23 protein-coding genes are annotated in these 26,075 nt (G+C 69.8%); 12 read left to right on the forward strand and 11 right to left on the reverse strand.

The features are described from left to right. Positions 1 to 222: 222 nt before the first annotated feature. Positions 223 to 870, forward strand: coding sequence for a dihydrofolate reductase family protein (locus ACFYNP_RS12345; RefSeq protein ID WP_388409914.1), 648 nt, complete (start codon positions 223 to 225; stop codon positions 868 to 870). Between the two features lie 105 nt (positions 871 to 975). On the opposite strand, the gene ACFYNP_RS12350 is transcribed toward ACFYNP_RS12345, so the two are convergent. After that, complete coding sequence (locus tag ACFYNP_RS12350; protein WP_388785024.1) at positions 976 to 4,083, reverse strand: putative Ig domain-containing protein; 3,108 nt, start codon at positions 4,081 to 4,083, stop codon at positions 976 to 978. A gap of 247 nt (positions 4,084 to 4,330) precedes the next feature. Between ACFYNP_RS12350 and ACFYNP_RS12355 the strand changes: the two genes are divergently transcribed. After that, positions 4,331 to 4,768 (forward strand): DUF5990 family protein, encoded by a 438-nt coding sequence (locus tag ACFYNP_RS12355; RefSeq protein WP_388785025.1) that lies wholly within the window; start codon positions 4,331 to 4,333, stop codon positions 4,766 to 4,768. A 126-nt stretch (positions 4,769 to 4,894) separates the two neighbouring features. On the opposite strand, the gene gdhA is transcribed toward ACFYNP_RS12355, so the two are convergent. Further along, positions 4,895 to 6,244: an NADP-specific glutamate dehydrogenase gene (gdhA, locus tag ACFYNP_RS12360; RefSeq protein ID WP_388785026.1), complete on the reverse strand. Its 1,350-nt coding sequence runs from the start codon at positions 6,242 to 6,244 to the stop codon at positions 4,895 to 4,897. Positions 6,245 to 6,601: 357 nt separating this feature from the next. Beyond that, positions 6,602 to 7,249: a TetR/AcrR family transcriptional regulator gene (locus ACFYNP_RS12365; RefSeq protein ID WP_388785283.1), complete on the reverse strand. Its 648-nt coding sequence runs from the start codon at positions 7,247 to 7,249 to the stop codon at positions 6,602 to 6,604. Between the two features lie 152 nt (positions 7,250 to 7,401). Here ACFYNP_RS12365 and ACFYNP_RS12370 point away from each other — a divergent pair, with 152 nt between their 5' ends. Continuing rightward, positions 7,402 to 8,883 (forward strand): MFS transporter, encoded by a 1,482-nt coding sequence (locus tag ACFYNP_RS12370; RefSeq protein ID WP_388409903.1) that lies wholly within the window; start codon positions 7,402 to 7,404, stop codon positions 8,881 to 8,883. Between the two features lie 249 nt (positions 8,884 to 9,132). Further along, the gene (locus tag ACFYNP_RS12375; RefSeq protein WP_388409901.1) at positions 9,133 to 9,348 is read left to right on the forward strand and encodes a DUF6243 family protein; all 216 of its coding nucleotides are present in this window, start codon (positions 9,133 to 9,135) and stop codon (positions 9,346 to 9,348) included. A 222-nt stretch (positions 9,349 to 9,570) separates the two neighbouring features. On the opposite strand, the gene ACFYNP_RS12380 is transcribed toward ACFYNP_RS12375, so the two are convergent. Together ACFYNP_RS12380 and ACFYNP_RS12385 are read right to left on the reverse strand one after the other, a co-directional pair. Continuing rightward, positions 9,571 to 9,891, reverse strand: coding sequence for an HIT family protein (locus ACFYNP_RS12380; RefSeq protein WP_388409899.1), 321 nt, complete (start codon positions 9,889 to 9,891; stop codon positions 9,571 to 9,573). Positions 9,892 to 10,191: 300 nt separating this feature from the next. Beyond that, positions 10,192 to 10,767, reverse strand: a complete 576-nt coding sequence (locus ACFYNP_RS12385; protein ID WP_388409897.1) for a CGNR zinc finger domain-containing protein — start codon at positions 10,765 to 10,767, stop codon at positions 10,192 to 10,194. A gap of 103 nt (positions 10,768 to 10,870) precedes the next feature. Between ACFYNP_RS12385 and ACFYNP_RS12390 the strand changes: the two genes are divergently transcribed. After that, a complete protein-coding gene (locus tag ACFYNP_RS12390) occupies positions 10,871 to 12,043 on the forward strand; it encodes an epoxide hydrolase (RefSeq protein WP_388785027.1) in 1,173 nt (390 codons plus the stop codon). 20 nt (positions 12,044 to 12,063) lie between these two features. Here ACFYNP_RS12390 and ACFYNP_RS12395 read toward each other — a convergent pair whose 3' ends face one another. The 3 genes from ACFYNP_RS12395 to ACFYNP_RS12405 form a co-directional block, all read right to left on the reverse strand. Continuing rightward, positions 12,064 to 13,323: an ankyrin repeat domain-containing protein gene (locus tag ACFYNP_RS12395; protein ID WP_388785029.1), complete on the reverse strand. Its 1,260-nt coding sequence runs from the start codon at positions 13,321 to 13,323 to the stop codon at positions 12,064 to 12,066. Positions 13,324 to 13,427: 104 nt separating this feature from the next. Further along, positions 13,428 to 14,024 carry an NADPH-dependent F420 reductase gene (locus ACFYNP_RS12400; protein WP_388785031.1) on the reverse strand — a complete coding sequence of 199 codons (597 nt, stop codon included), beginning with the start codon at positions 14,022 to 14,024 and terminating at the stop codon, positions 13,428 to 13,430. 72 nt (positions 14,025 to 14,096) lie between these two features. After that, positions 14,097 to 14,915 carry an inositol monophosphatase family protein gene (locus tag ACFYNP_RS12405; RefSeq protein ID WP_388785033.1) on the reverse strand — a complete coding sequence of 273 codons (819 nt, stop codon included), beginning with the start codon at positions 14,913 to 14,915 and terminating at the stop codon, positions 14,097 to 14,099. 137 nt (positions 14,916 to 15,052) lie between these two features. On the opposite strand from ACFYNP_RS12405, the gene ACFYNP_RS12410 reads away from it, so the two are divergent. From ACFYNP_RS12410 to ACFYNP_RS12425, 4 genes are all read left to right on the forward strand, one after another. Then, the gene (locus tag ACFYNP_RS12410; RefSeq protein WP_388785034.1) at positions 15,053 to 15,958 is read left to right on the forward strand and encodes a LysR family transcriptional regulator; all 906 of its coding nucleotides are present in this window, start codon (positions 15,053 to 15,055) and stop codon (positions 15,956 to 15,958) included. Positions 15,959 to 16,711: 753 nt separating this feature from the next. Beyond that, the gene (locus tag ACFYNP_RS12415; protein ID WP_388409883.1) at positions 16,712 to 17,359 is read left to right on the forward strand and encodes a fasciclin domain-containing protein; all 648 of its coding nucleotides are present in this window, start codon (positions 16,712 to 16,714) and stop codon (positions 17,357 to 17,359) included. Between the two features lie 73 nt (positions 17,360 to 17,432). Further along, positions 17,433 to 17,570 carry a hypothetical protein gene (locus ACFYNP_RS12420; protein WP_388409880.1) on the forward strand — a complete coding sequence of 46 codons (138 nt, stop codon included), beginning with the start codon at positions 17,433 to 17,435 and terminating at the stop codon, positions 17,568 to 17,570. Positions 17,571 to 17,697: 127 nt separating this feature from the next. Next, positions 17,698 to 18,756, forward strand: a complete 1,059-nt coding sequence (locus ACFYNP_RS12425) for an NAD(P)-dependent alcohol dehydrogenase (protein ID WP_388785036.1) — start codon at positions 17,698 to 17,700, stop codon at positions 18,754 to 18,756. Positions 18,757 to 18,807: 51 nt separating this feature from the next. On the opposite strand, the gene ACFYNP_RS12430 is transcribed toward ACFYNP_RS12425, so the two are convergent. Next, the gene (locus tag ACFYNP_RS12430) at positions 18,808 to 20,652 is read right to left on the reverse strand and encodes a glycoside hydrolase family 15 protein (protein WP_388785037.1); all 1,845 of its coding nucleotides are present in this window, start codon (positions 20,650 to 20,652) and stop codon (positions 18,808 to 18,810) included. Continuing rightward, positions 20,649 to 21,014 carry a hypothetical protein gene (locus ACFYNP_RS12435; RefSeq protein WP_388785039.1) on the reverse strand — a complete coding sequence of 122 codons (366 nt, stop codon included), beginning with the start codon at positions 21,012 to 21,014 and terminating at the stop codon, positions 20,649 to 20,651. Before ACFYNP_RS12435 ends, ACFYNP_RS12430 begins: the two co-directional genes overlap by 4 nt. Positions 21,015 to 21,218: 204 nt before the next feature. Here ACFYNP_RS12435 and ACFYNP_RS12440 point away from each other — a divergent pair, with 204 nt between their 5' ends. The 3 genes from ACFYNP_RS12440 (at position 21,219) to ACFYNP_RS12450 (ending at position 23,626) form a co-directional block, all read left to right on the forward strand. Further along, entirely contained in the window at positions 21,219 to 22,628 is a 1,410-nt protein-coding gene (locus ACFYNP_RS12440; protein ID WP_388785041.1) for a mycothione reductase, read from the forward strand. Positions 22,629 to 22,822: 194 nt separating this feature from the next. Continuing rightward, entirely contained in the window at positions 22,823 to 23,170 is a 348-nt protein-coding gene (locus ACFYNP_RS12445; protein WP_388785042.1) for an STAS domain-containing protein, read from the forward strand. A gap of 96 nt (positions 23,171 to 23,266) precedes the next feature. Next, positions 23,267 to 23,626, forward strand: a complete 360-nt coding sequence (locus tag ACFYNP_RS12450; protein ID WP_388409867.1) for a signal peptidase I — start codon at positions 23,267 to 23,269, stop codon at positions 23,624 to 23,626. A gap of 230 nt (positions 23,627 to 23,856) precedes the next feature. Here ACFYNP_RS12450 and tkt read toward each other — a convergent pair whose 3' ends face one another. Continuing rightward, positions 23,857 to 26,025 (reverse strand): transketolase, encoded by a 2,169-nt coding sequence (gene tkt, locus ACFYNP_RS12455; protein WP_388785044.1) that lies wholly within the window; start codon positions 26,023 to 26,025, stop codon positions 23,857 to 23,859. Positions 26,026 to 26,075: the final 50 nt, after the last annotated feature.

A 26,075-nucleotide genomic window follows, 5' to 3' on the forward strand; every position in this document is an offset into this window, starting at 1 on the left:
AGAAACAGCCGTCCTGGCGGGCGGGCCACGCCTCGCCCGGCCCACCCCGCTCACCCGCGGCGGCTGTACGAGACCGTGTGACCCCGCAATACGGCTTTCAGCGCGTCCGTGGTGTCACAATCCTGGCCAGCCGTGGACACGCCGATGAGTTCTCGCTGCCCGAGGAGTCATCTCGGACACCTGCGGTGTCACCTCGTCGTCACCGCCAACGCAGGAGGAAAGATGGCCCAGCTACTGAGAGTCCAGAACTTCACCATTTCGAGCGACGGTATCGGCGCCGGTGAGGGCCAGACCCTGGAGAACCCGTTCGGTCCCGGCATCGATCCCGCGAAACTGTTCACCTGGGCCGGGGCCACGGCCAGCTGGCCCATGCGTACCGACGGCGGCGGCAGCCGGGGCCTCGACGACTACCTGACGCGGGACTACGCCCGCAACATCGGCGCCGAGATCATGGGCCGCAACAAGTTCGGTCCCCAGCGCGGGCCCTGGCAGAACCACGAGTGGCGCGGCTGGTGGGGTGAGGAGCCCCCGTTCCACACCCCGGTGTTCGTCCTGACCCACCATGAACGTCCGTCGATCACGCTTTCCGACACCACCTTCCATTTCGTCTCGGGTGATCCGGCAGCGATCCTCGACCAGGCGCGGGAGGCGGCCCAGGGCAAGGACGTCCGGCTGGGTGGTGGAGTCACCACCATCCGGCAGTTCCTCGAAGCCGACCTCGTCGACACCCTGCACGTGGCGGTGACACCCGTGAAGCTCGGATCCGGACTCCGGCTCTGGGACTCGCCCGATGAGTTGCTCGACCGGTTCCACCTCGATGTCGTGCCCAGCCCGAGCGGTGTGACGCACCACTTGTTCTGGAGGAAGTGACACAAGTGCTCCATGGCTTACCGGAGTCCGCGCCGGCCATGGTCGCGGGCACGGCCCGTTCCGCGTGCTCCGGATGCGGAACGGGCCGTGCCGTGGCGCAAGGTCCTACAGGCCGACGGTGAGGGTGAAGGGCTGGGTCGTGGTTCCCGCCGTGTTCTTGGCGGTGAGGGTGAGGCGGTACGTGCCGGGCACCAGGGTGGTGCCGGTGATGGTCGCCGTTCCGTTGTTAGCGGGAGTGAACTTGAAACCCGCCGGCAGGGCGCCGCTCTCCGTGAGGGTCGCGGTCGGGCTGCCGGTCGTGGTGACCGTGAAGGCGAACCGGGTGAGAATGCTGGTGACGGCGCTGGACTTGCTCGTGAAGGCAGGGGGCTGGCTGACGGTGATCGTCAGCGGGCCGGTGGCCTTGCCCGCGCTGTTGGCCGCGCTGATGGTCAACGGGTAGCTGCCGCCGCTCCCGGCCCCCGGGGTGCCGGACACGGTGGCGGTCCCGTCGCCGTTGTCCTTGAAGGTGAGCCCGGCCGGAAGGGTTCCGGACTCGGTGAGTACGGGGACCGGAGCACCCGTGGTGGTGACGGTGGTGCTGAACGCGGTGCCGACGGTGGCGGACGCGGTGGTCGGGCCGGTGAGCACGGGTGCGGTGCCGGGGGTGCTGCCGCCGGCGGGCACGGTGACCGTGATCGAGCTGCCGGCGCCCACGGGGGCCCAGGCCGATCGGGTACCGCCGTAGGAATCGCCGAAGTCCGCCCCGTTGACCGTGCTGCCGGCGGGGACGGTGACCGGCACCGATACCGCGGAGCCGCCGGAGTTCCCGATCACGACGGAGCCGTTCTGCACGGTGGCCGTGACGGTGGCGGCGTTCCTCGCGGTCGCCCAGGCCGCGGACTCGGCCAGCACCTGGGACTGCGTGGCGTCGGTCATCTGGACCAGTGGTGCGGTGGACCAACTCCCGTACTGCGCCTGCATGTTGCTGAGCAGAGTCAGGAGCGTATAGCCATAGTCGGAGGTGGTTCCACCCACGGTCTTCGATGCCGGCCCGATCAGGTTGGACTGATGGGCGTAGTTCATCCGCGGGTCGTCGGCCAGCACATGGCCGAGCATGATCCGGGACTCGGAGGCGAGCACGGTGGCTTCGGTGGCGGGAGTCGTGGTGCAGGTGGTGGACGGAGTGTTGGAGCACTTACCGGTCTCGGCCGGATACTGGCTGTCGCCGATCGAGGAGCCGGCGGCGACGTAGGCGGTGTTGTACTCGTTCAGCTCGTCGGCCCAGTTGGCCGCGTTGTAGTAGATGTTGCTGGGATAACGGGGCGCCGAGGCCGCGCTGTTGCTGGTCCCGCCCGAGCTGGTGCCAGTGATCGTGTACGACTGGGGCTGGCGTGAGGCATCGGCGCCGAAGACACTGACGCCGGTGTCGGCGAAGGCCTTCGGGATGTTGGGGTTCTCAAGGCCGGAGTGCTCGCCGGTGACGACGGAGTGTGCGGAGAAGCCGCTCAGGCCGTTGTTGGCGGCGAAGGCGTCATTCAGACCGATCTCCTGCTCGATGCCGGAGTCGGCCGTGGTGCCGCTGGCGGGTACCCAGCCGGCGGCGTTCGCGCAGCCGATGCCGGGGTCGGTCGCCGTCGGGTAGGTGGCGGTGCTGCCGGGGCCGCTGCCCGGGCTGGTGGCCCCGGTGTCGGTGAAGGAGTAGGACGTGGCCGAGCCGGCCGGGTCCTCCTTCACCTGGCCGACCAGGCCGAAGTCGGTGGAGCCCGCGGGGGCGCGGTAGACGTCGTAGCCCCAGAAGCCGGTGCCGCCGGAGTACCGGGATTCCAGCTGCGCCAGGCTCGGGCCGCCACCGTTGGGGGCGTCTGGCCAGGACAGGGCGACCGATCCGTTCGCCGCGACCGTGATCTGCTGCGGCGTGGAGGGCTCCGACTCGCCGTAGGCGGTGGCCGCGGTGATCTCGTAGCTGTAAGCGCCCGGGGCCAGTGAGCCGTTCGTACCCGCGACCGGTACGTCAGCGGGCTGCGGGGCCGCGACCGTGCAGCCCAGGAACATGTGCGACCAGGTGTGGTTGATCCAGTTGAACGACGCCTGCTGCTTGAGGAGTTCGTTCACGAAGGCCGCGTCAGGGGGATACGCGGGGTCGACCGTCTGCCCCGGGTCGGTGTAGGTGGTGCCGTTCACCGCGGTGCTGCCCGAGCAGTTGGCGTTCGACGCGTCAGCCGCGGTGGGCGTGGTGCACGCGCCGATCGCGTTGAACGCGAGCTCCAGCTTGATGCCGGTCTGCTTCTCCCAGTTGGCCACGTAGTCCACGTCCGCCGCGCTCATCTGGGTGTCGGGCGGAGCGTCGGCCGCGTTGCCGCCCACGCCCGGCGGGCACAGGACGTCGTTCGGATCGGTCGCCGCCGGGGTGCACTGGTACTTGTTGCTCCACTCGTTGTCGGCGATGAACACGTCGTCGACGTCCTGCCCGAAGTAGTTCCGGTACAGGCCCAAGTGGGTGTCCTGCGTTACCCAGTCGATCAATCCGGGGCTCAGCAGCAGCCACGGCAGTTGGGTGGCGTTGTAGTTGAAGGTCAGTGCCAGCTCGGCGACGCCGGCCTGCGCGTCGGTGGCCGGATGCTGGTAGACGGCGGCGAGCGTCTGGCCGGCCGCGTTCTGTAACCAGGGGGTGACGGGCGCGCCGCCGACCGGAGTCGCCGGATAGCCGTAGGACCCGGCCTCGAACGGCACCGGCCCCTTCAATTCCGGCAGCGCGGCAAGACCGGACGGCGTCAGCCGCGCGGTACCGCTCATCGCGCCCGAGCCGGCCGGGGTCAGTCCCACCGAGGCCGAGGGGTATACGTATCCGTCGATCTGCCGTACGCCGAAGCTCGACTCGTAGCTGTCCAGGGCCGTCAGCTGTCCTGAGCCGAACCACACCGGCGAATCCGCGAACACCACGCCGTTGTAGAAGCCGTGCGTACCGCTGGAGAGCGGCGGCAGCGAGACCGTTTCGCTGCCCACGTCGCCGGTGGCGTTCACCAGGCTGTACGCGACCCCTTCGGTGTCCAACGCGTGCTGCCACGCGAGCGTGGTCGGATCCTCCTGGCCGCCGCCGATCAGGAGGACCTTCAGATCCAGTTGCGGAGCCGTGTCCGCGAACGCGGGCACCGGCGCCGACGCCTGTGTCGATATCGCCAAGGCGAACGCGGCCGCCCCGGCAACAGCCCACTGTGCTGCACGTCTTGTCATGAGCAGTCTCCCCAACAACTCGTCTGCCACGACCGCCCCTTCAGTCAGACCGGACGGCTAGCGCAGCATCCGGCGCTTGGGGCGCGGTGAGCACGGACATGGGGATATCCAGAGCAGAACTTCAGCTGCCTTTGCCGGACCGGTCTCCTGGGATGCCGTGGCGGCACGGCGGGGGACGCGTTCCGACTCCCGTCCTGTCAGGCCTTGCCGACGGGGAGATGGCTGCCCTGCGGTGGATGATGGAGCCATGCTCGTTCGCATCGAGGGATCACGGCTGCCCGGCCGGGAGTCCGGCCCCGAACACCGCAACGTCCACGTCGCCGTGCAGCGGCGCGACCGACCCACTGAGCTGCTCGGGCCGCACCCGGGCGATGCGGCGTCGGCGGAGTGGGAACTGGAGGTCACGGCCACGCCCGTTGGGGGAGGGTGGGACCTGCGGGGCCCCTGTGTTCAGGGCCGTCCGGGCGGCAGGTTCATCTACCTGTCCTGGGGCACGGTCGACGAACACGAGAGGTTCACGATGTTCCGGAGGGCGAAGCTGGTGTTCGACGGCATCGCACCCGCGATTCTGGCGGCGGCCGTCGAAGGGGGCCTGCTGGTCGGGAGGCTGGGGCTGACGGACCCGCAGGGAGACCCGCTGTGCGCGGCTGTCCGACCACCCCTGATCGAGTGGTCCACCTCGTAGTGGCCCGGTGCCGATCGATCCCTGGAGAGACCGGGCCATTCGTGTCCGACCAGCCGTGTCCTCGGCGTGGAACGCTCGCCTCGCCGCCATCCGCGAAGGGCCGGCGAGGCGAGCGGACCGAACGGCCTAGATGACGCCCTGGGCGAGCATGGCGTCGGCGACCCGCTCGAAGCCGGCGATGTTGGCGCCCGTCACGTAGTCGCCGGGGGCGCCGTAGCGCTCGGCCGTCTCGTGCGAGACCGCGTGAATGGACCGCATGATGCCGGCGAGTTCGTCCTCCACCCGCTCGCGGCTCCATGCCACCCGGCTCGCGTTCTGGGCCATCTCCAGCGCGCTGACGGCGACACCGCCCGCATTGGCGGCCTTGCCCGGGCCGAAGGCGACCCCGGCCTCCTGGAAGAGGTGCACCGCTTCGGGGGTGGTGGGCATGTTCGCGCCCTCGGAGACCGCCTTGACGCCGCTCGCGACGAGGGCGCGCGCGTCCTCCACGTCCAGTTCGTTCTGCGTCGCCGACGGGAAGGCCACGTCCGCCGGCACCTCCCAGACCCGGCCCTGGCGTACGAAGCGGGCGGACGAGCCGCGCCGGGTGGCGTAGTCGCTCACACGGCCCCGCTCGACCTCCTTGATCTGCTTGAGCAGTGCCAGGTCGATGCCCTTGTCGTCGACCACATACCCGGACGAGTCGGAAGCCGTCAGGGGGTTGGCGCCCAGCTGCTGGAGCTTCTCGATCGTGTAGAGGGCCACGTTGCCGGAGCCGGAGACGACGGCGCTGAGCCCGTCGAGGGACTCCCCGCGCGCCTTCAGCATCTCGGCCGCGAACAGCACCGCACCGTAACCGGTGGCCTCGGGGCGGATCACGGAACCGCCCCAGCCCTGGCCCTTGCCGGTCAGGACCCCCGCCTCCCAGCGGTTGGTGATGCGGCGGTACTGGCCGAACAGGTACCCGATCTCGCGTCCGCCCACGCCGATGTCACCGGCCGGGATGTCGGTGTGCTCGCCGATGTGCCGGGACAGCTCCGTCATGAACGACTGGCAGAACCGCATGACCTCGGCCGCGGACTTGCCGTGCGGATCGAAGTCGCTGCCGCCCTTGCCGCCGCCGATGCCGAGACCGGTCAGGGCGTTCTTGAAGATCTGCTCGAAGCCGAGGAACTTCACCACGCCGATGTCCACCGACGGGTGGAAGCGCAGACCGCCCTTGTACGGGCCGAGCGCGCTGTTGAACTCCACCCGGTAGCCGCGGTTGACGTGCACCCGGCCGTGGTCATCCGTCCACGGCACCCGGAAGATGATCTGCCGCTCCGGCTCTAGGAGCCGCTCGACGAGCCCGGCCTCCGCGTACTCCGGGCGGGCCGCGAGGACCGGACCCAGAGTGTCCAGGACCTCCCGTACGGCTTGGTGGAACTCGGGCTGCCCGGGGTTGCGGCGCTCGATGTCTGCCCGCAGTGCGTCCAGCCTGTCCTTGGGGTCGGTCACAATCGGTTCCTCTCCGACGTCTGTTCCGGCGGGCGTGCGGGCCCAGATCACAGTGCCACACCTTGGTCGGCGCAAGGTCGCCGGTCCACCCCTTGGCACGGCCCGGCCGCACGGCTTCACCGCGCACAGGTGACCGACGGCAGTCACTCTCTGCCGTCACGCCCGCTTGATGCGGATGAACGGTATTCGCGCGCTTTGAACCGTCCGGCCGGACCTGCGCGGTGAGGACGCCGGGCCGACAACATCGCGGGTGAGGTGGCGCGTTGTTCCTGCTCCTGCTCCTGCTCCTGCTGCGGTAAGGCGGGCCCGGAGGGCGGGTACCGTCCGGGCCAGGCGCAGCGGGTCCCCTCGGGCCGCTCAGGTGCCCGCTTGCAAACGCAGGCCCGCCAGGGTCAGTTCCAACGCCGAGCGGAACTGGTCGATGTCGTCGTGTCCGTCGAACTCGTCGACGATCTCGTGCACGAACGGGAAGTCCGTCGGGTCGAGCTCCCGCCAGGCCTGGGCGTAGCGGCCCAGGAACTCGTCGCGGCCCACCGCACCGTCGAGGACCTCTTGGGGCGGCTCCTGGCCCAGGTCGATGGCGGAGCCGACGACGACTCCCACGACCGCGGACACGGCATGGAAGCGCTGACGCGCGGTGAGGTCCAGGCGGAGGGTCTGCTGCCCGAGCTTCTCGTAGAGGCGCAGCGCGTTGCCCTGGACATCCGTGTTGCGCATGAAGTACGCGCCCAGCCAGGGCCTCGCCAAGATCGCGTCGAAGAGGGAGACGGCCATCGCCCGGAGGTCGTCGATCGGATCGTCGTGGGACGGGAGTGCCTCGATGTCGGCGAGCGCGGCCCCGATCACGTGGTCGGTCGCGCGGTCGAGCAGTTCGTCCTTGCTCGCCACGTACCAATAGATGCTGGCGACGCCGCCGCCGAGGCGCTGCGCGAGCGCCCGGAACGTGAGCGCGGGTTCGCCCGCCTCGTCGAGCAGGGCCACTGCCTCGGTGAGGACCGACTCCATCGAGTGCGAAGCCCGTCGACGTCCTCCGCGGGGGCGGTCCTGCTGGGGAGTCATGGCTTGACCTCTCGCTTTACATCCTATCGAACGTTGTTCTATCGTAGCTCATCGTACGCCGTTCGATAACGGAACGCTGTTCGATCAGAAGGACTGCCATGACCACCGCTACGCCTCCGACCCCCTCGCGCGCTTATCCGTCGCTGCGCGCGGCGTGGATCCCCCTGGCAGCCCTCTGCCTGGCCTTCTTCGTCGAGATGGTCGACAACACCCTGCTCTCGATCGCGTTGCCCACGATCGGCCGCGACCTCGGCAGCGGCACGACCGCTTTGCAGTGGGTCACCGGCGCGTACTCCCTGACCTTCGGCGGTCTGCTGCTCACCGCGGGCTCGATGGCCGACCGGCTCGGCCGCCGCCGGGTGCTGCTGGTGGGGCTGGCCGTGTTCGGCGCGCTGAGCCTGTGCGTCGTCCTCGTCACCACGGCCGGCGAACTCATCGCGTTGCGTGCCCTGCTCGGCATAGCCGCTGCCGCGATGGCCCCGATCACGAACTCGCTGGTCTTCCGGCTGTTCGACGACAAGGCCCTGCGGATGCGGGCCATGACCGTGATGATCGTCGTCGGCATGTCCGGCTTCGTCCTCGGACCGCTGCTCGGCGGCACCGCGCTGGCCCACGTGAGCTGGGAGTGGCTGCTGATCATCAACGCCCCGATCGCCCTGATCGCCTGCATCGGCGTCCGCCTCGGTGTCCCCGCGGACCGCCCGGAGGACTTGACCAAGGACGCACTCGACCTGCCCGGCGCCGTCCTGAGCGTCGCCGCCATCGGACTCGCCTGCTACTCGCTGACCAGCGGCGTCGACCACGGCTGGCTCTCCGCGGCCACCCTCGCGTCGATCGCGGGCGCCGTCGTGGCCGCGATCGCTTTCGTCCGCCACGAGCGCGGCAGCGCGGCACCCATGCTGGACCTGCGCCTCTTCTCCAACGGAACGGTCCGCGGCGCGGCCCTCGCGCAGATCGGTACGTCCATCGCGATGGCCAGCGTGATGTTCGGACTCATCCTGCACTTCCAGTACGCCTACGGATGGAGCCCCGTGCGGGCCGGCCTGGCCAACCTGCCCATCATCGTGACCATGCTCGTGGCCACCCCGCTGTCCGAGTGGCTCGCGCGCCGCTTCGGCCACCGCATCGCCTGCCTGGTGGGTGCGGCCTGCCTGGCCGGTGCGCTGGCCGGCCTCTCCTGGGGCGTCTACCACGGGTACACCGCCATCGCGGTCTGCATGGTCCTCATGACCGTGGGACTGCGCACCGTCATGACGATCTGCGCGGTCGCCCTCGTCGACGCGATGCCGAGCAACCGCACGTCGATCGGCGCCGCCCTCAACGACACGGCGCAGGAGGTCGGGTCCAGCGTCGGTACCGCGGTGGTCGGCACCTTGATCGCCGCCCTCGTCACCACTCAGCTCCCGGCCGGCACGTGGAGCAGTGGGCTCGTCACGTCGTTCTTCCACGGGGAGCGCATCACCTACGCCCTGCTCGCCGTGCTCGTCGGCCTGATCGCCGCGGGCGGCGCGCTGAGTCTCACCAACGCCCGCACCGTCGAGGAGCCCGCGGGGGAGGAGGCGGTGGAAGCGGCGGCCTGAAGAGCGCCGGCCTCGGATGCGCTCCCGGGCGACCCGTCACGCCAGGTGGGGCATCTGGCGGGCCGGTGCCGGGTGGTGAAAAGGCTGGTGTGCGGGACTTACGGAACCGGGTAATGTCTTTGTCATGTTCTTCCAGACGCCGATTGACGAGTGAGGCCTTGAGGGGCCCCTGCTGACGTCCCTCGGCCTCGTCGGCCGGCGCCTCCGAGGCAGCCGCAGATCACTTCGACATCCATACCGGGAGAACCCGTGACCGTGAGCAAGAACATCAACAACCCCGTGGGCATGGGCGGCGGCCAGCGCAAGAGGCTGTCTCGCGCCGAACGCCAGAACAACGGGCCGCACCGCAATCTCGACCGCCGGGCAGCAGCCGACCAGAAGGCGGAGCTGGTGCGCAAGATGCGCGAGAAGGCAGGCGCGGCCGAGGAATCCGGGCAGGGGAGCGAAGCTTCCACGCAGAGCTGACGCACCGCTGCCGCAGGGCGGTGGCCCATGACAGCAGGGCCCGCACCGCCACTCGCGGTGCGGGCCCTGCTGTCCGCTGTCTGGAGCCAGCCGGCTGCCAAGTCCCGCTCCAGTGGGCCGAGTTGGTCACGTTCTGGTGATCAGCACACCCCAGCGGCAGAAGAAGGCCGGAGTGGTGAATGGGGCCCCTCGGAAGGGTTGCGGGCCGGTGGTCTCGTGGGGTCAGGTGCCGAGCGCCGCCCTGAGCCGCGCGCAGACGTCCTCGACCGCTGTCGCGCTCGGCCGACGGTCGGCGTCGAACATGGCCAGTTGCAGCACCGGGCCGTAGGCACGGAAGTGGTCCATGTCCTCCCTGCGGACCGGCTGCACCAGGAAGTGGAGATGGCCTGGCACCGCACCGGCGTGGGACCACAGGCAGACGTAGACCTGGTCGGGCTCCAGGACCGCGGTGACCGCCGCGCTGGTTCGCTGCAACAGGGGACCGAGTTCCGCGGAGTCGCGGCCGGTCAGGTCGGCGACACGGACGACATGTCCGATCGGCATGACGGCCAGGGTGCCCAGCCCGAGCGGGCCCACCGAATGCTGTACGACCCAGTGAGCTGTCCTGAGGAGAGTTCCGCCCGGTAACGAACGATCGTCACCTATGAATGGGCAGGCCGTGCATTCGTTGCCGATCTCCGTCATGCGCCCCTACCCGGTCTCGAAGTGCAGCCAACGAATCGCGCGCACGGCCGTTCAGTCAACGGGCTGGCTGAACGGTCCAGTCGACTCGGCCCTGTCAGGCAGACCTGGGTGGCGCACCCTGCGCCGCGCGGAATGCAGATGCGTGCGCCGGGGTGACGATCACTCCTCCGGTCCGGGTTTTCTCCGCTGGTTGGCGTTGAACCGCGCCTTCTTCTGACGGTTCCCGCACGTGTTCATGTCGCACCATTTGCGGGTGCGGCTTCGACTCGTGTCGAAGAAGGCGGCTCGGCAGGTCGGCGATGCACACAAGGCCAGTTGCCCGTCTCGTTCGCCCGCGATGATGCCGATCGCGTCGGCGGCGATCACGCCGAGGGCATCCTCCACGCGGGTGGCCGAGTTGAGCCGCCAGCGCTGGTTGCCTTCGGGCGTCAGCATCACTGTGGCCCGCCCCCGGGCGCTGAAGCCATTGATGACGTCCACGGCAGACGCGGGGAGCGCGTCCTGGATGGCGGCCGCTGTCGCGGCGGCGTGAATCGCCTCCCTCAGCTCCCGGGCGAGGCCGAGCTGAGCAGCGGTGCAGGAGTCCACGGCCAGGCCGTTCACCGCCAGCCAGTCGACGAGCCGTCGTGGCGTGGGAATGCGCTCCAGGGCTTCGCCGTGACGCTCCGACAGAGTCCCCGTGAAGCTGGTGGCCAGCACATTGCCGAGGCGGAAGTCAGGGAACGCGGCGCACATGGAACCACCTTAGCCGGTTGCGATGCGGCCGGAAAAGCTGTTAGAACCGTCATAGCCGGTTCGCAGCAGGCGACAGCCGGGTCCACGACGGCCAGGAGGCCTCATGCCCAGCCCAACCAGCGACGTACAAGCATGTGCCACTCGGGCAACCGACGCCGACCTCGACGATCTGCGCGCGCGGCTGGCCGCGGCACGACTGCCGGAGGCCGAGACGGTCGCCGGCGCCGGGCCCGGCCGGCGCCGATGGGAGCAGGGCGTTCCTCTCGCCGACCTCGTGGAGGTCGTGAACTACTGGCGCACGGAATACAGTTGGCGGACCTTCGAGGAACAGCTCAATCGGATCGGCCAGTTCCGTACGACCATTGACGGTCTGGGCATTCACTTCCTGCACCGCCGGTCCGCGCGCGCCGATGCCACCCCGCTGGTCCTGACGCACGGCTGGCCGGGCAGCATCGCCGAATTCGTCGACGTGGTGGACGAGTTGGCGAATCCGCACGACGCGGACTCGCCGGCGTTCCACGTCGTGGTTCCGTCGCTCCCGGGATTCGGTTACAGCGACAAGCCGACCACCACCGGCTGGGGAACCGAGAAGATCGCGGCCGCGTGGGTGGACCTGATGGAAAGGCTCGGCTACAGCAAGTTCGTGGCCCACGGCGGCGATTGGGGAGGCAATATCACCACCGTTCTCGGCGGCAGGTTTCCCTCACACGTGCTCGGCATCCATACGTTGTTCGCGGAGGCGCCGCCCGGGTTGACGACGGACGGGCTGACGGCGGCCGAGCGCAAGTGGACCGAGGACACCCGCGACTTCTGGCGACACCGCGCGGCGTACGCGAAGCAGCAGGCGACCCGGCCGCAGACCATCGGCTACTCGCTCGTCGACTCACCGGTCGGACTGCTCGCCTGGATCCTCGACAAGTTCGCCGAGTGGTCGGACACCGGGGACAGCCCGTTCGAGACGCTCTCCTTGGACAGGGTTCTCGACGACGTCACCCTGTATTGGCTGACACGAACCGGCGCCTCGGCGGCCCGCATCTACTACGAGAGCCACAACTCGCTGGACCCCGGACTCCGGGTCGATGTCCCGTCGGCGATCACCATGTATCCCCGCGACATCGAGAAGTGCCCACGCCCCTGGGCGCAGGAGCGGTACCGACGGATCGTGCGATGGAGGTCACCCGAGCGCGGGGGGCATTTTCCGTCGCTGGAGGTCCCCGAGTACTTCGTCAAGGATCTGCGAGAGGGCCTCGCCGCCGTATTGGCCGCACCGCGGTGATTCCGGCGCCGCCGAGCGGTTCATTTGACGGGGCTCGGCGCCCGGTGGTGGTACCGGACGGCGTGGAAGTCGCCGAAGTAGGGGGAGTCCTCGTCGACAGGTTCGAGATCGCGCAACACCCCGTCACCGCGCGGGTCGTCGCGCAGGAACAGCTGGATCGCCGCCGTCACCCGTACTGCCTCGACCTCGTCGTGGAGACGGGCGGCGAGGGCGTTCGAAGGGGCGGGAGAATCCGGGGCCGCCCGTGCGACGGCCCGGCAGGCCCCTGCGCGCACCAATGCGTCCGCGTCCCGGGTGCACGTCACGACAGCGGCCAGTGCCTCGGGAATTCCTTGCGCGACCGGCTCGTGCAGGCCGGAGAGCGCCCATAGCCGGACCTCCCGGTCGGTGTGCCGGGTGAGTGCCAACAGCGGTTGCCGGGCCCGGGGGTCCATGGCCTGGGACAGGCCGGCGGCCAGCGCCCGCATCACCCGGGGATCCTCCTCGGTTGCCGCCCACGGGAGGAAGAGGTCGACGAGTGGCACGTCGAAGGCACTGTGCTCGTCCTCGGTGAAGCTCTCGTCGAAGAGATGGATGAGACGGATCACCTCGGCTCCGCAGTACCGTTCCAGGGGGTTCGGGCGGGCACGCAGGGCGACGGCCCGCGGCCAGACGTCGGTGGCACGGCGCGCTTGGAGCGCGAGCGTCGTCGCCACCCACACCGGCTGCTCGACGTCCGGCTCGGCGAGGGCGCGGCCCATCAACTCCTCGAAGTCCGGCTTGATTCCGTAACGGGGCTCCAGCTCGGTGAGGAGCGCGGTGTGCCCGTTGCGGACCGTCAGGCCGCCGAGCGACAGCTCCTCGCAGACGTTCCCCCAGCCGTCGACAGCGGCCTTGCGCACCATCGGTTCCGATGCGCCGCCGCTCCTGCGGCGCAGCTCGGTCTCCGGACCCGTGCGGTGCCAGTGCCGTGCGAGCTCCAGGGCGTTGCGCCCCTCGGGGTCGGTGAACCCCGGATCGGCTCCCGCGCAGACGAGCACGGACGTGATCTCGCAGGCACCGAGATCGACGGCGCGCAGCAGGGGCGAACGGCCGTCGGCGCCGGGCTGGTCGAGGTGGACCGGCCGTTCCGACATCGTCAGCTCGTCGATCACCGGGAGGTCGAAGGCGTCCACGGCCAGACACAGTGCCGGCGTGCCGTGTTCGTCGACCGAGTTGGGATCGGCGCCCTCGGCCAGCAGAGCCTTGACCACCTTGGCGCGGCCACTCCGTACGGCCGCGATCAGCGGAGCCCCACCCATGTCTCCGTACCCGCCTCCCGCCCCATCCAGGGCCCGCACCCACATCAACACGACAACTCTGTGCACCCCGAGCCCGTGTTTCCCCAGGTCAGGAATGAGAACCGTCAGCGGGCGATCGAGATCGCGAAGGGCGCGAACCCGCTGGAACGCATCACGTGCGGTACGAACAATATCGCCGACTCCGTGGCGCGGGCGGTCCGGATCCCGCCGAGATCGGTGATCCACTCCTTGCGCCAGCCGAGGTCGATGAGCAGGTCGCGGACCGTCTGCTTGGCCTGCGGATCCTCGCCGGAGAGGAAGGCGTCGGGGGCCTGGGTGAGCGCGGTGGGCGCGGTCATCACCGGGAAGAGCATGGTGTTGAGCGTCTTGACGACGCGCGTTTCGGGGAGCGCTTCCTGGAGTTGCTCGGCGAGGCTGGACCCTGGATAGATCAGGTCGGCGGGCAGGCCGTCGGGTCCGTCGACGGTGGCGTTGGACACGTCGACGAGGATCGTGTCGCGCAGCTCTTCGCGCAGGGCCACGAGCCGCTCCAGCGAGCCTGCGCCCGGGGTGGCGTTGATGACGATTCCGGCTGTCCGGGCAGCACCTGCGGCGGCGCCCGGCGTGCGGTCCGCCACGGTCACCTCGTGCCCCGCCCGAGTGAGGGCCGTGGCCAGGTTGCCGCCGACGCGGCCGTTTCCGATAACTGCGATCGTGGTCATGATGATCTCTCTGTGGGTGTGGGTGTACGTGCGCGAGTGAGCGTGTGCGTGCGCGCGGGCTGTGGTGTGCGATCAGCGCGAGAGCGTTGCGACAGCCTCGCCGTGGACGCCGGGCGCGGCGGCCAGGAAGCTCTCGCTCAGCGGGGTCCAGGGGCGGCCCTGCGCGTCGGAGATCCGTCCGCCGGCCTCGCCGACGAGCAGAGCCCCGGGCAGCAGGTCCGCGCGGGCTCCGGCGAACTGCCAGAAGGCGTCGATCCGGCCCGCGGCCACGTTCACCAGATGCAGGGTCGCGGGCACGGAGGTGCGGACGACGAGCGCGTCGAAGAGCATCGAGGTGATCGAGGCGCCGACGCGCCGCACGACACTCTCGTCCTCGTCCGGCCGGGCCTGGCTGGTGGCCACGATGCCGAGGCCGAGGTCCGCGGTCCGGGAGACGTGCAGGGGACGGCCGTCGAGGTACGCGCCCGCGCCCTTGAGTGCCGTGTAGGTCTCGCCGGTCAGCGGCAGGTGGACCACGGTGAGCACCGGCTGGTTGTCGCGTACGAGGGTGGCCGTGACCGCCCAGTCCGGCAGCGCGTGCAGGTGGTTGACGTTGCCTTCGGCCGGATCCACGACCCACCATTCGCCGGCCGGCAGCGCTCCGCCGTCCAACTCGTCCTCCACCCAGCCGGCTTCGGGCCGCAGTCGCGTGAGGCGGGGCCGCAGGATGTCGAGAGCCGCGTTGTCGTTGCCGGCGAGAGCGTGCATCAGCTCTTCGCGGGTCTCGTACCGGACCACTTCGCCGAAGCGCTCGCGCAATGCCGAACCGGCTGCGCGCACCGCGCTCTCGGTCTCGCCGAGCAGGTCGGCGTCGGAGATGGCTACATCAGTGGTGTGAAGCGTTTCGGACATGGTGGTACTCCCTTATGAAGTGGGGTGATGAGGCCAGTTGGGCCGAACCGTGTGTTCCGTCTTGCGCGTTCACCACGAAGGTATAGAGCCCGTGGATTAACTACAACTGCATGTCAGGCACCTATAGGATTACTCGCATGCAATTGGATTTGAACCTGCTCACCGCACTCGACGCACTGCTGGAAGAGGGAAGCGTGGCCGGGGCAGCCGCGCGCCTGCACGTCACCGCGCCCGCGATGAGCCGGAGCCTGGGGCGCATTCGACGCGCGACCGGCGACGAGATCCTGGTGCGCACGGGCCGCACGATGACCCCGACGCCGTACGCGATCGCCGTCCGGCAGCAGGTGCACGAGCTGCTGCACCAGGTCCATGGCGTGCTGGCGCCGAGTCGCGAACTCGACCTGGCGACGCTGGAGCGCACCTTCACGCTTCGCTGGCACGATTCCCTGGTCGCCCTGAGCGGCCCCGGACTGCTCGCGTCCGTACGCGAACGGGCGCCGGGCGTGCGATTGCGCTTCGTCGCGGAATCCAGCATCGACACCCGGGAGTTGCGGCGCGGCGAGGTCGATCTGGAGGCGAACGCCAACCGTCCGAGCGCACCCGACATCCGTGCCGAGAGCGTGGGGGAGACCCGCCTCGTGATCGTCGTGAGGCACGAGCACCCCCTCACCCGCGTCAAGGCTGTCACCGCACAGCAGTACGCCGCCGCGGAACACGTCACCGTCTCGCGGCGCGGAAACCTCAGCAATGCCCTCGACGACGCTCTCGCCCGCATCGGGCTCACCCGCCGCGTGGTGGCGACCGCGCCCACGGAGGCTGCCGCGCTGGAGTTCGCGCGTGGCTCCGATCTGCTGGTCAGCGTCCCCGAAGCCACCACGCGGTCAGCGGTCGCGGACCTCGGCCTGGTCGTGCTGCCGCTCCCGCTCGAACTGCCGTCGGCGCCGATATACCTGTCGTGGCATCAGCGCTACGACACCGACCAGGCCCACGCCTGGCTCCGCGGCCTGGCGCGTGCCGCACTGACCGTGCACGAAGCGTCGTAGTCGGCCTCGGCCGGCCGCTTCAACCGGTTGACCAGCCACGCACCTCCCCAGAGGCCGTATGGTCGGCCGCCGTGCGGATTCGTGCCACTTCACCTTCACCGGCGGGCAGTTGCCCATGCCCGACGCGGTGGGCGCGTTCGAGAAGGCCGACAGGGATGCGCGGCCGGTGCAGGGAGCATTGAGGCGACGAGGGACAGCACTGAGCGATCGCTGGGGCTTGGCAGCCCTGGAGCGAGGGTTGAGGAGCGCAGCGGAATGCGCGGGCCATTTCCCGTCAACCCGTAGGTGAGGGGCACTCGTTGGAGTGAGCGACCAATCCCGTTGCTCGCGGGCTCCGAATACGTCCCGTGATGAACATTCCGAGCAGCGGGACACGCCTTCCGCTCGCCGTCCGGTACGGACTGCCTGCCGGGGGCGCGGCGCCCGCCATCGCGGAGCCCGTGCCGCCGCGATGCGGCCCGGGGCGAGTCCGGTGGTCGCCGCCGGCGGGGTCGCGACAGACCGGCGGAAGCGGCCCTCCGCACCCGTGCGTACTGGCCGCCGTGCCTGCCTGTAGCGGCGCCGTACCTGCCCGTACCGGGCGCCGTGCCGGTGCGCACCGGCCACCGCCCCGGGCGCACCGGCCACCGTGTCGCTGCTGAGGGACTGAAGCTCACCGCCGTCTCGATCATCCCCTGCGCCTCTGAAACGGGCGCGCCCAGCCCTGTCGGACATCACCTCCTGTTGTCGAACCACCCTCTTCTTGGAGCAGTCATGAACGCCCTGCGTTTCCGTCGTACCGCGATCGCCGTCACCGCCGCCGCCGTCCTGCCCTTCGCGCTCAGCGCGTGCGGCGGCGGTGACAGCAAGAAGGACAGCTCGGCCGCCACGGAGGCGGCTGCTCCGCCGGCCTCGGAGTCGTCCACCGGGAGCGACTCGTCGATGACGGACAAGCCCTTCGGCTCGGCGTGCGCGTCGGTGCCGAAGGACGGTGCCGGTTCGTTCGACGGGATGGCCAAGGACCCGGTGGCCACCGCCGCATCGAACAACCCGGCGCTGTCCACCCTCGTCACCGCGGTGAAGAAGGCCGGCCTGGTCGACACCCTCAACAACGCCCAGAACATCACCGTGTTCGCGCCGACCAACGACGCCTTCGCGAAGCTCCCGAAGGCCGACCTCGACAAGGTCCTCAACGACAAGGCCATGCTCACCAAGATCCTCACCTACCACGTCGTGGGTCAGAAGCTCGCGCCCAAGCAGCTGGAGAACGGCTCGTTCGACACCCTGGAGAAGGGCAAGGTCACCACGACCGGCTCCGGCACCGCTTACAAGGTCAACGACTCGGCGAACGTGGTGTGCGGCAATGTCCCCACGGCCAACGCCACCGTCTACATCATCGACAGTGTCCTGATGCCGAAGTAGCCGCAGCGGAAGGCAGGTTGAGCTGTCGTGAGGTCGGGGGTGGGCTGCGCCGCAGCCTGCCCCCGACCGTAGGGTGAACGCATCCGACGAGGAGGGGCCGACCGTCGCTCCCGACGGCACGCTCTTCTGGAAACACGTAGCGCTGCTCGGCGCCGCCTTCCAGAGCGTGGACACCCTGACGCGCGAGCTCGCCCGCCTCCAGGAAGGCTGAGCCGACCGGTCGCGATGCCCGCGGGACGCTACTCGTTCTCCCATCCCTGAATGCGGCCATGCCGCTTTTGTGAGGGTATGGGGGAAAGGTATCGATCACTGGTCACTCGGGTAAGGAGCGTGACGCGATGTCCACGACGGTTCCGGCGCTGTCCACCAGCAAGGCCGGCTCCCCGTTCGAGAGGGTCACCCTGGAGCGCAGGGACCTCCGGCCGAACGACGTGCGGATCGACATCCGCTACGCGGGGATCTGCCATTCGGACATCCACCAGGCCCGGGACGAATGGGGTGTCGCGATCTTCCCGATGACCCCGGGGCACGAGATCGTCGGCACCGTCACCGAAGTGGGTCCGGAGGTGACCGCCCACCAGGTGGGTGACGTGGTCGGCGTCGGATGCTTCGTCGACTCCTGCCTGGAGTGCGAGGCCTGCCGCGACGGCGAGGAGCAGTTCTGCTCCCGTGGTGTCGTCCAGACGTACGCCCAGAAGGACTACCAGGGTGATGTCACCTACGGCGGATACAGCCGACAGATCGTCGTGCGTGACCACTTCGTCCTGAAGATTCCCGACGGAGTGGACCTGGCCGCGACCACTCCGCTGCTGTGCGCCGGGATCACCACGTACGCCCCTCTGAAGCGGTACGGGGTCGGGCCCGGCGTCAAGGTCGGCGTCATCGGCATGGGCGGCCTGGGCCATGTGGCCGTGAAGATCGCGGCCGCGCTCGGCGCCGAGGTGTCGGTGCTGAGCCGGACGGACTCCAAGAAGGAGGACGGCCTGGCCTTCGGCGCGCAGCACTACTACGCCACGGACGACGGCAGCGCCTTCGAACGCCTCGTGGGCCACTTCGACGTCCTGCTCAACACCGTCGGCGCGGGCATCCCGCTGGACAAGTTCCTCGGCACCCTCGGCCGGGGTGGCACCATGGTCAATCTCGGCGCCCCCAGCGACGCGCTGAAGATTCCGGCATTCGCGCTGCTGACCATGCGCAGGGCGGTGGCCGGTTCCATGGTGGGCGGTCTTGAGCAGACGCAGGAAATGCTCGACTTCTGTGCTGAGCACGGCATCACCGCCGTCATCGAGCTCATCTCAGCCGACCAGGTGGACGAGTACTACGAGAAGGTGGTCAGCGGCGATGTCCGCTACCGCGCCGTCATCGACACCGACACGCTCGGAAGTGCCGCGTCCTGACGCCGAACGCCATCGCGGCCCGGGCCCCGAGCGGGGGCCCGGCCGTGGCCGTCACATCGCTTTGTCGAGGTTGACGGTCGCGCTGATCAGGGCGAGGTGGGTGAACGCCTGCGGAAAGTTGCCCAGCTGCTCACCGGTCGTGCCGATCTGTTCCGCGTAGAGGCCGACATGGTTGGCGAAGGTGAACATCTTCTCCAGGGCGAGGCGCGCCTCATCGGTCCGGCCGCTGCGAGCCAGGGCCTCCGCCCACCAGAACGAGCAGATGGAGAAGGTCCCTTCGAGCCCGTCCAGGCCGTCGGGTGCCTCGCACGGGTCGTAGCGGAACACCAGAGAGTCGGCCACCAGCGAGGCTCGCACGGCTTTCATCGTCGACAGGAACCTCGGATCGGTCGGCGACAGGAACTTGACCATGGGCATGATCAGCACGGAGGCGTCGAGCACCCGGGAGCGTTCCGTGCCCTCGCCGCGCAGGCGCTGAACGAAGCTGCCGAGCTCGTCGTTCCAGCCTTCCGTCATGACCTGCCGGTACATGGCGTCGCGGGCCGCGGTCCACCGCGCGAGGTCGGCCGGCAGCCCCCGCTGGCGGGCCATCCGGACCATGCGTTCCACGGCCACCCACGACATGATCCGCGAGTACGTGTGACGTTGGCGCCCCGCGCGCGTCTCCCAGATCGACTCGTCCTCGCCGTCCCAGTTCTCCAGGAGCCAGTCGAGGATCGTGGTCAAGTTCTGCCACGCCTCATAGGAGATGCCGGAACCGTGCTTGTTGAACAGGTAGATGGCATCGACGAGTTCGCCGTACACGTCGAGTTGCAGCTGGCCCGCGGCCCCGTTGCCCGTCCGTACCGGAGCCGAGCCCCGGTAGCCCGTCAGATGCTTCAGCTCACACTCGGGCAGTTCCGAGTCGCCGTCGATCGTGTACATGGCGCGCAGCGGCCCCGCCTCGCCGTGGGCGCAGGCTTTGTCCAGGCAGCGGGTGAGCCAGCCGACGAAGGCCTCGGCCTCCTCGGTGAACCCGAGCCGCAGCAAGGCGTACACGGAGAACGCCGCATCGCGGATCCACACGTAGCGATAGTCCCAGTTGCGGCTGCCGCCGATGCGTTCGGGCAGACCCAGCGTCGGCGCGGCCAGGACCGCGCCCGTCGGCTCGTGCGTGAGCAGTTTGAGGGTGAGCGCCGACCGGTGGACCATCTCGCGCCAGCGCCCGCGATAGAGCGACTGGCCCAGCCATCCGCGCCAGTACGCCACGGTCGCGTCGAACAGCCCCTCCGTGGCGGCCTGTTCCAGCGGTCCCTCCTGCTCCGCCTCGCCGTCGACCTCCAGGACGAACAGCACCTGATCGCCCTCGTCCAGGCTGAACTCGGCCTGTGCGTCGCCGCCTTCGACGGTCAGGCCACTGTCGCTGCGCAGCCTCAGGACGAGGGAGTCCGAGACGAACCGGACCCCGCCCTCGCACTCTTCGGCCCGGTGCCTGGCCCTGCCGTAGTCGAGCCGCGGCGCGATCCGGGTGCGCATCCGCATGCTGCCGCGCACCGACCGCACCCTGCGCACCAGGCGCTGGCGGTGGCTCTCGTCGTGGGCCCGCAGAACCGGCATGAAGTCCTGCACCTCGACCATGCCGTCCTCGGTCAGGAACCGGGTGATGAGGATCGCCGTGTCGGGGAAGTAGAACTGCTGGCGCGACGCGGTGCCGCAGCCGGGCCCGATCTCCCACACGCCACCGCGTTCCGCGTCCAGGAGCGAGCCGAAGACACTGGGTGAGTCGAACCTCGGGGCACAGAACCAGTCGATCCGCCCGTCCGTTCCGACCAGGGCGGCACTGCGCAGATCGCCGATCAGGCCGTGCTCGGCGATCGGCAGGTACGCGGGGGGCTCCTGCGCCTCGTCACGGATCATGCCTGGTGCTCCCGTCCGCGCCACTCGCGTGCGCCGGCCGGTTCGGCGCCTTCCCTCGGCCCCCAAGGGCCCAGCCGGTAGGCCGAGACCGGGGGAGGGGCCGCCAGCACGGGAGCGTGGACCACCCACCGCCGCTCCACCCCCTCGGCCCCGGTGAAGAAGGTCTGGTCACCGTTGACGGCATCGGGGAGCAGCCGCTCGTACGCCTCCCACGGAACGCGCCGGGACGCGGGCAGCGGTCCGCGCCGGTGCGGGCCGTACAGGGCCAAGAGCTTGCGCGGGGTCAGGTTGCCCGCCCCGCCGAACAGGACGAGGACCGGCGGAGAGTCCCCGGCGGTGTCGGAGCCGCGCTGTCCGCTCATGAGTCACTCGCTTTCGGTGAAGACGTGCTGGGCGCACCGCCACCCGAGCCGCCCAAGGACGGGCGTCCTGCACGTCGGGAGCCGCACGGTCCGTGCTCGGGTGGACACCGTGCTCGCGCACCACTCTCCACCGGGAAACGCGCATGCGCCCGACGAACCCGCCGGGGAGGGTGTGAACACGGGCTCACGGGCTACCTATGGTCCATGTCGCATTACGATCTGGTCGTGCTCGGCGCGGGCACCGGCAACGCCCTCCTCGACGACCGCTTCTCATCCCTGCGCGTCGCCATCGTCTCGGAGGGCCCCTTCGGCGGGACCTGCCTGAACGCCGGCTGCATTCCCAGCAAGATGCTGGCGGCCACCGCCGAAGTCGCGGGGTCCGTCCGCCACAGCGACCGCCACGATGTGCGCGCCCGGCTGGAGGGCATCTCCTGGCCACAGGTGCAGAACCGAGTCTTCGGCAGGCTCGACGCCGACGCGCGTGACGGAGAACAGGGACGCCGCGACGCCGACTGGGTCACCGTCCTGCGGGGGCGCGCCCGCTTCACGGGCGAACGCGAGCTGCTCGTCCGCACCGAGCGGGGAACCGAACGCCTCACCGCCCACAAGGTGGTCCTCGCCGCGGGCGGCCGCCCGGCCGTACCGCCGGTGATCGCCGAGTCGGGCGTGCCGTACGAGACCTCCGACACCGTCATGCGTGTGGAGGCGGTGCCCGCGCGGCTCCTGGTCATCGGCGGCGGGTACATCGCCGCCGAACTGGCACACGTCTTCCACGAGGCCGGAGCCGCCATCACCGTCGTCGAACAGAGCGACACCCTGCTCAGTCAGCAGGACGAGTCGATCGCCGAGGCCTTCACCGCCATCGCCTCGTCCGTGTGGGATCTGCGCCTGGGCCGCGAGGTGACATCGGCGGAGACGGTGGCCGCGGCTCGGGCCGAGGGCGGCGAGGGCGGCGAGGGCGGCACGATCCTCGTGACCCTGGACGACGGGTCCAGGATCGAGACGGACTTGTTGCTGGTCGCGGTGGGACGCCGCCCCAACAGCGACACCCTGGACCTGGAAAAGGCCGGCATCGACTGCGACGACCAGGGTCTCGTCACGGTCGACCGGCAACTGCGCACCAGCGCCGAGAACGTCTGGGCGCTCGGAGACATCGCCGCCGACGGGCCCCAACTCAAGCACGTGGCCAACCGCCAGGCAGCGGTCGTCGCGCACAACCTGTTGCATCCGGAGGACCCCCGCACGATGTCCTACGACGTGGTGCCCTCGGCGATCTTCGCCCACCCACAGATCGCCCAGGTCGGTCTCACCGAACAGGAGGCCCGCAAGAGCGGACTGGACTTCCTGACCGGAACGCGCCGCTACGAGGACGTCGCGTACGGCTGGGCGCTGGAGGACACGGAGGGCTTCTGCAAAGTTCTCGTCGAGCGCGACTCGGGGTGCGTGCTCGGCGCCCATCTGCTCGGTCCGCAGGCCCCGACGCTGATCCAGCCCGTCGTCGTCGCCATGACGTACGGCCTGACGGCTCGACAACTCGCCGATGGCCCGCTCTGGATCCATCCGGCCCTGACCGAGGTGGTCGAGAACGCACTGCGAGAGTCGCTGCCGGACTGAGCGGACGAGTCGGGGCGGCCGTTGCGCGCGGCGGCTGTCGGTCGCGTCCCCGCCGATACCGCAGGCACCGCAGGCACAGCAAGCAGCGGGGAACAAGGAACAGAGATCTGGGCAACAGGCCGGGGTGGCTTCAGACCCTCCGCACGCGACAAGATGAGCGAGTGCCCAGACCTCGCACAACAGGAGCGAACCGCATGTCCCCATCTCCCCGCAGCCCTGCCCTTCTCGTGCACCAGTACGCCCGGAACGAGAGCTGGGTGGTGGCAGCCGAGGGCGAACTGGACGCCGAGACGCTGGCCCCCCTGAGACAAGCCCTGGAGGAAGCCGCCGCCACGCGAGAGATCGTCGTGTTCGACGCTTCCGCTGTGCCCTTCGCGGACTCCTCCACCCTGAACCTCCTTCTTCAGATCCACCGCCGCACTTCACTGCGCATCGCCGGCGCGCAGCCCCAACTCCTACGCGTACTGGAGATCACGGGCGCCGACATGGCCCTCGCTCTCTTCCCGGACCTCACCGACGCCTGCAAAGCCGCCGCCTCTTGAACTGCTCCCGAGGGCAGGCTTGGGATGCTCAGCCGGCCAAGGGGGGCGGGCACGGGCACGTACGGCGGGCAAGCGACGGCTGTTAGCGTCCATCGCGTGAACGACAGCGTGTATGTGGGCAACGCGGGCAAGGACGCGGCACTTGACCGAGGGTGGCTCCTCGGGCACTTCAAGGACGCCGGCGATCCGCGCCACAGCGAAGCCGTGGAGATCAAATGGGGCGTACACCCTCGCGCCGATGCGCGGTCCCAGTGGGTGAGGGGCGAGGAACGTACGGCTCTGCTGGTGCTCATCAGCGGCCGTTTCCGGGTCGAACTGCCCGGTCGCAGCGTCCTGTTGGCGGAGCAGGGTGACTACGTCGTGTGGGGGCGCGGAGTCGATCACTCATGGTTCGCGGAGGAAGAGTCGGTGGTGCTCACCGTCCGGTGGCCGTCCGTACCGGGCTACGCGGTCTGACCGCTCCCGCTCCGCAAGCGCGGTCTGCACGGCGTTCCGCTCCGCCCCGGCTCGATGGGGTCGGCGGATCCAACTGGGGACACGCGCGGCAGAGCGACTGCCACCTGGCCCCGGGACCTTCAGCGCGGGTCGGCGCGAAGGGCCCGGGGCCCGGCCCACGGCAGGCGGTCGGTGTCCGCCGGGCGTGGGCCGTGGACGGCACGAGGGTTCCGCCGTGTGGACAGGCGTGGTCAGGGCCTGTCTCCGGTGCCTCCCTCGGTGGGGGCCGCGGTGTTCCGCGTGCCGCCGGGGCGCGGCGGCTGCCGGGTGTCGTGGATGCTGTCGTGGGCCGCTGCGGCGATGGCCCGCGGGGTGATGCCGAACTCCGTGTACAGGCGCTCGTAATCGGCGGATGCGCCGTAGTGCTCCAGAGAGACGATCCGGCCGGCGTCGCCTACGATGTCGCGCCAGCCTTGCCCGATGCCTGCCTCGACGCTGACGCGGGCGCGTACGGCCGGCGGCAGGACCTGGTCCTGGTAGTCCTGGGGCTGGGCGGCGAACCACTCCCGACACGGCATCGAGACCACCCGCACGGAGAGTCCGTCGGCCGTCAGCAACGGGCGGGCGTCCAGGGCGAGATGGACCTCGGAGCCGGTCGCGATCAGGATGACGTCGGGGTCACCTCCGTCAGCCGTGTCGGCCAGCACGTAGCCGCCTCGGGCCGCTTGCCCCGCGGGCGCGTACTCGCCGTCGCGGTCCAGGACCGGCAGGTTCTGACGGCTCAGGATCAGACCCGCGGGCCGGTCGTGGTGTTCGAGGATGGCACGCCAGCACGCGGTGGTCTCGTTGGCGTCGGCAGGTCGTACTACGTCCAGGCCGGGAATGGCGCGCAGCGCGGCGAGGTGCTCGACGGGCTGGTGGGTGGGGCCGTCCTCGCCGAGACCGATGGAGTCGTGGGTCCACACGTAGGTGGCCGGCAACTGCATCAGGGCGGCAAGGCGTACAGCGGGCCGCATGTAGTCGGAGAAGGTCAGGAAGGTGCCGCCGTAGGGCCGGGTCAGGCTTTGCAGGGCGATACCGTTGAGGATCGCGCCCATCGCGTGCTCGCGGATGCCGAAGTGGAGGGTGCGCCCGTAGGGACCGCCCTTCCAGTCCTTGGTCTGGCGGTCGGCCGGCACGAAGGACGGCTCCCCGTCCATGGTCGTGTTGTTGCTCCCGGCCAGGTCGGCGGAGCCACCCCACAGCTCCGGAAGGACCGGCGCGAGCGCGCTGAGGACCTTGCCCGACGCGGCGCGGGTGGCCATCCCCTTCGCATCGGCGGGGAAGGCGGGAAGGGCGTCCTCCCAGCCTTCGGGCAACCGCTGATCCCGCAGCCGGTCGAGCAGCGCCGCACGCTGCGGGTTGGCGGTGCGCCAGGCGGTGAAGTCCTCGTTCCAGGCGTCGTGTGCCTGACGGCCGCGGTCGCGGGCCTGGCGAGTCCGGGCCAGGACGTCCTCGTCGACGACGAAGTGCTGGTCCGGGTCGAAGCCCAGCACCTTCTTGGTGGCGGCGACCTCGTCCTCACCGAGCGCGGAGCCGTGCGCCTTGCCCGTGTTCTGCTTGGTGGGGGCTGGCCAGCCGATGAGGGTGCGCAGCATGATCAGGGAGGGGCGGCCGGTCTCGTCCCTGGCGGCGCGCACGGCGGCCAGAAGTGCGTCGACGTCCTCGACGTACTCGCCGGTGACGGTCCAGTCGACGGTCTGCACGTGCCAGCCGTACGCGGCGTACCGGGCCGGGACGTCCTCGCTGAAGGCGACGTCCGTGTCGTCCTCGATCGAGATGTGGTTGGAGTCGTAGAACACGGTCAGATTGCCGAGTTCCTGATGGCCCGCCAGGGAGGAGGCCTCGGAGGTGACGCCTTCCATCATGTCGCCGTCGGAGGCGATGACGTAGACGTGGTGGTCGAAGGGGCTGGTGCCCGGCTCGGCGTCGGGGTCGAGCAGACCGCGCTCGCGGCGAGCGGCCATCGCCATCCCCACCGCGCTGGCGAGGCCTTGGCCCAGCGGACCGGTGGTGATCTCCACGCCCCGGGTGTGTCCGTGCTCGGGGTGCCCGGGGGTGGCGGAGTCCCAGGTGCGGTACGCCTCCAGATCGGAGAGCTCCAGTCCGAATCCGGCCAGGTAGAGCTGGATGTAGAGGGTCAGGCTCGAATGCCCGCAGGAGAGTACGAAACGGTCCCGCCCGAGCCACTGGTCGTCGCTCGGATCGTGGCGCATGACGTTCTGGAACAGCAGGTACGCCAACGGGGCCAGACTCATCGCCGTTCCCGGGTGGCCGTTGCCGACCTTCTGCACCGCGTCGGCCGCCAGCAGCCGCACGGTGTCCACGGCCCGGACATCCACCTCGTCCCAACCCGCCTGCTCAGCGACGGGGTTTGCCACGGACCTGACGGTTCGTGCTCCTGGGGACTGCTCGTTCGTCATGGCGCTAC

It is taken from the genome of Streptomyces sp. NPDC006691 (assembly GCF_042869955.1).
Classification (GTDB): domain Bacteria; phylum Actinomycetota; class Actinomycetes; order Streptomycetales; family Streptomycetaceae; genus Streptomyces.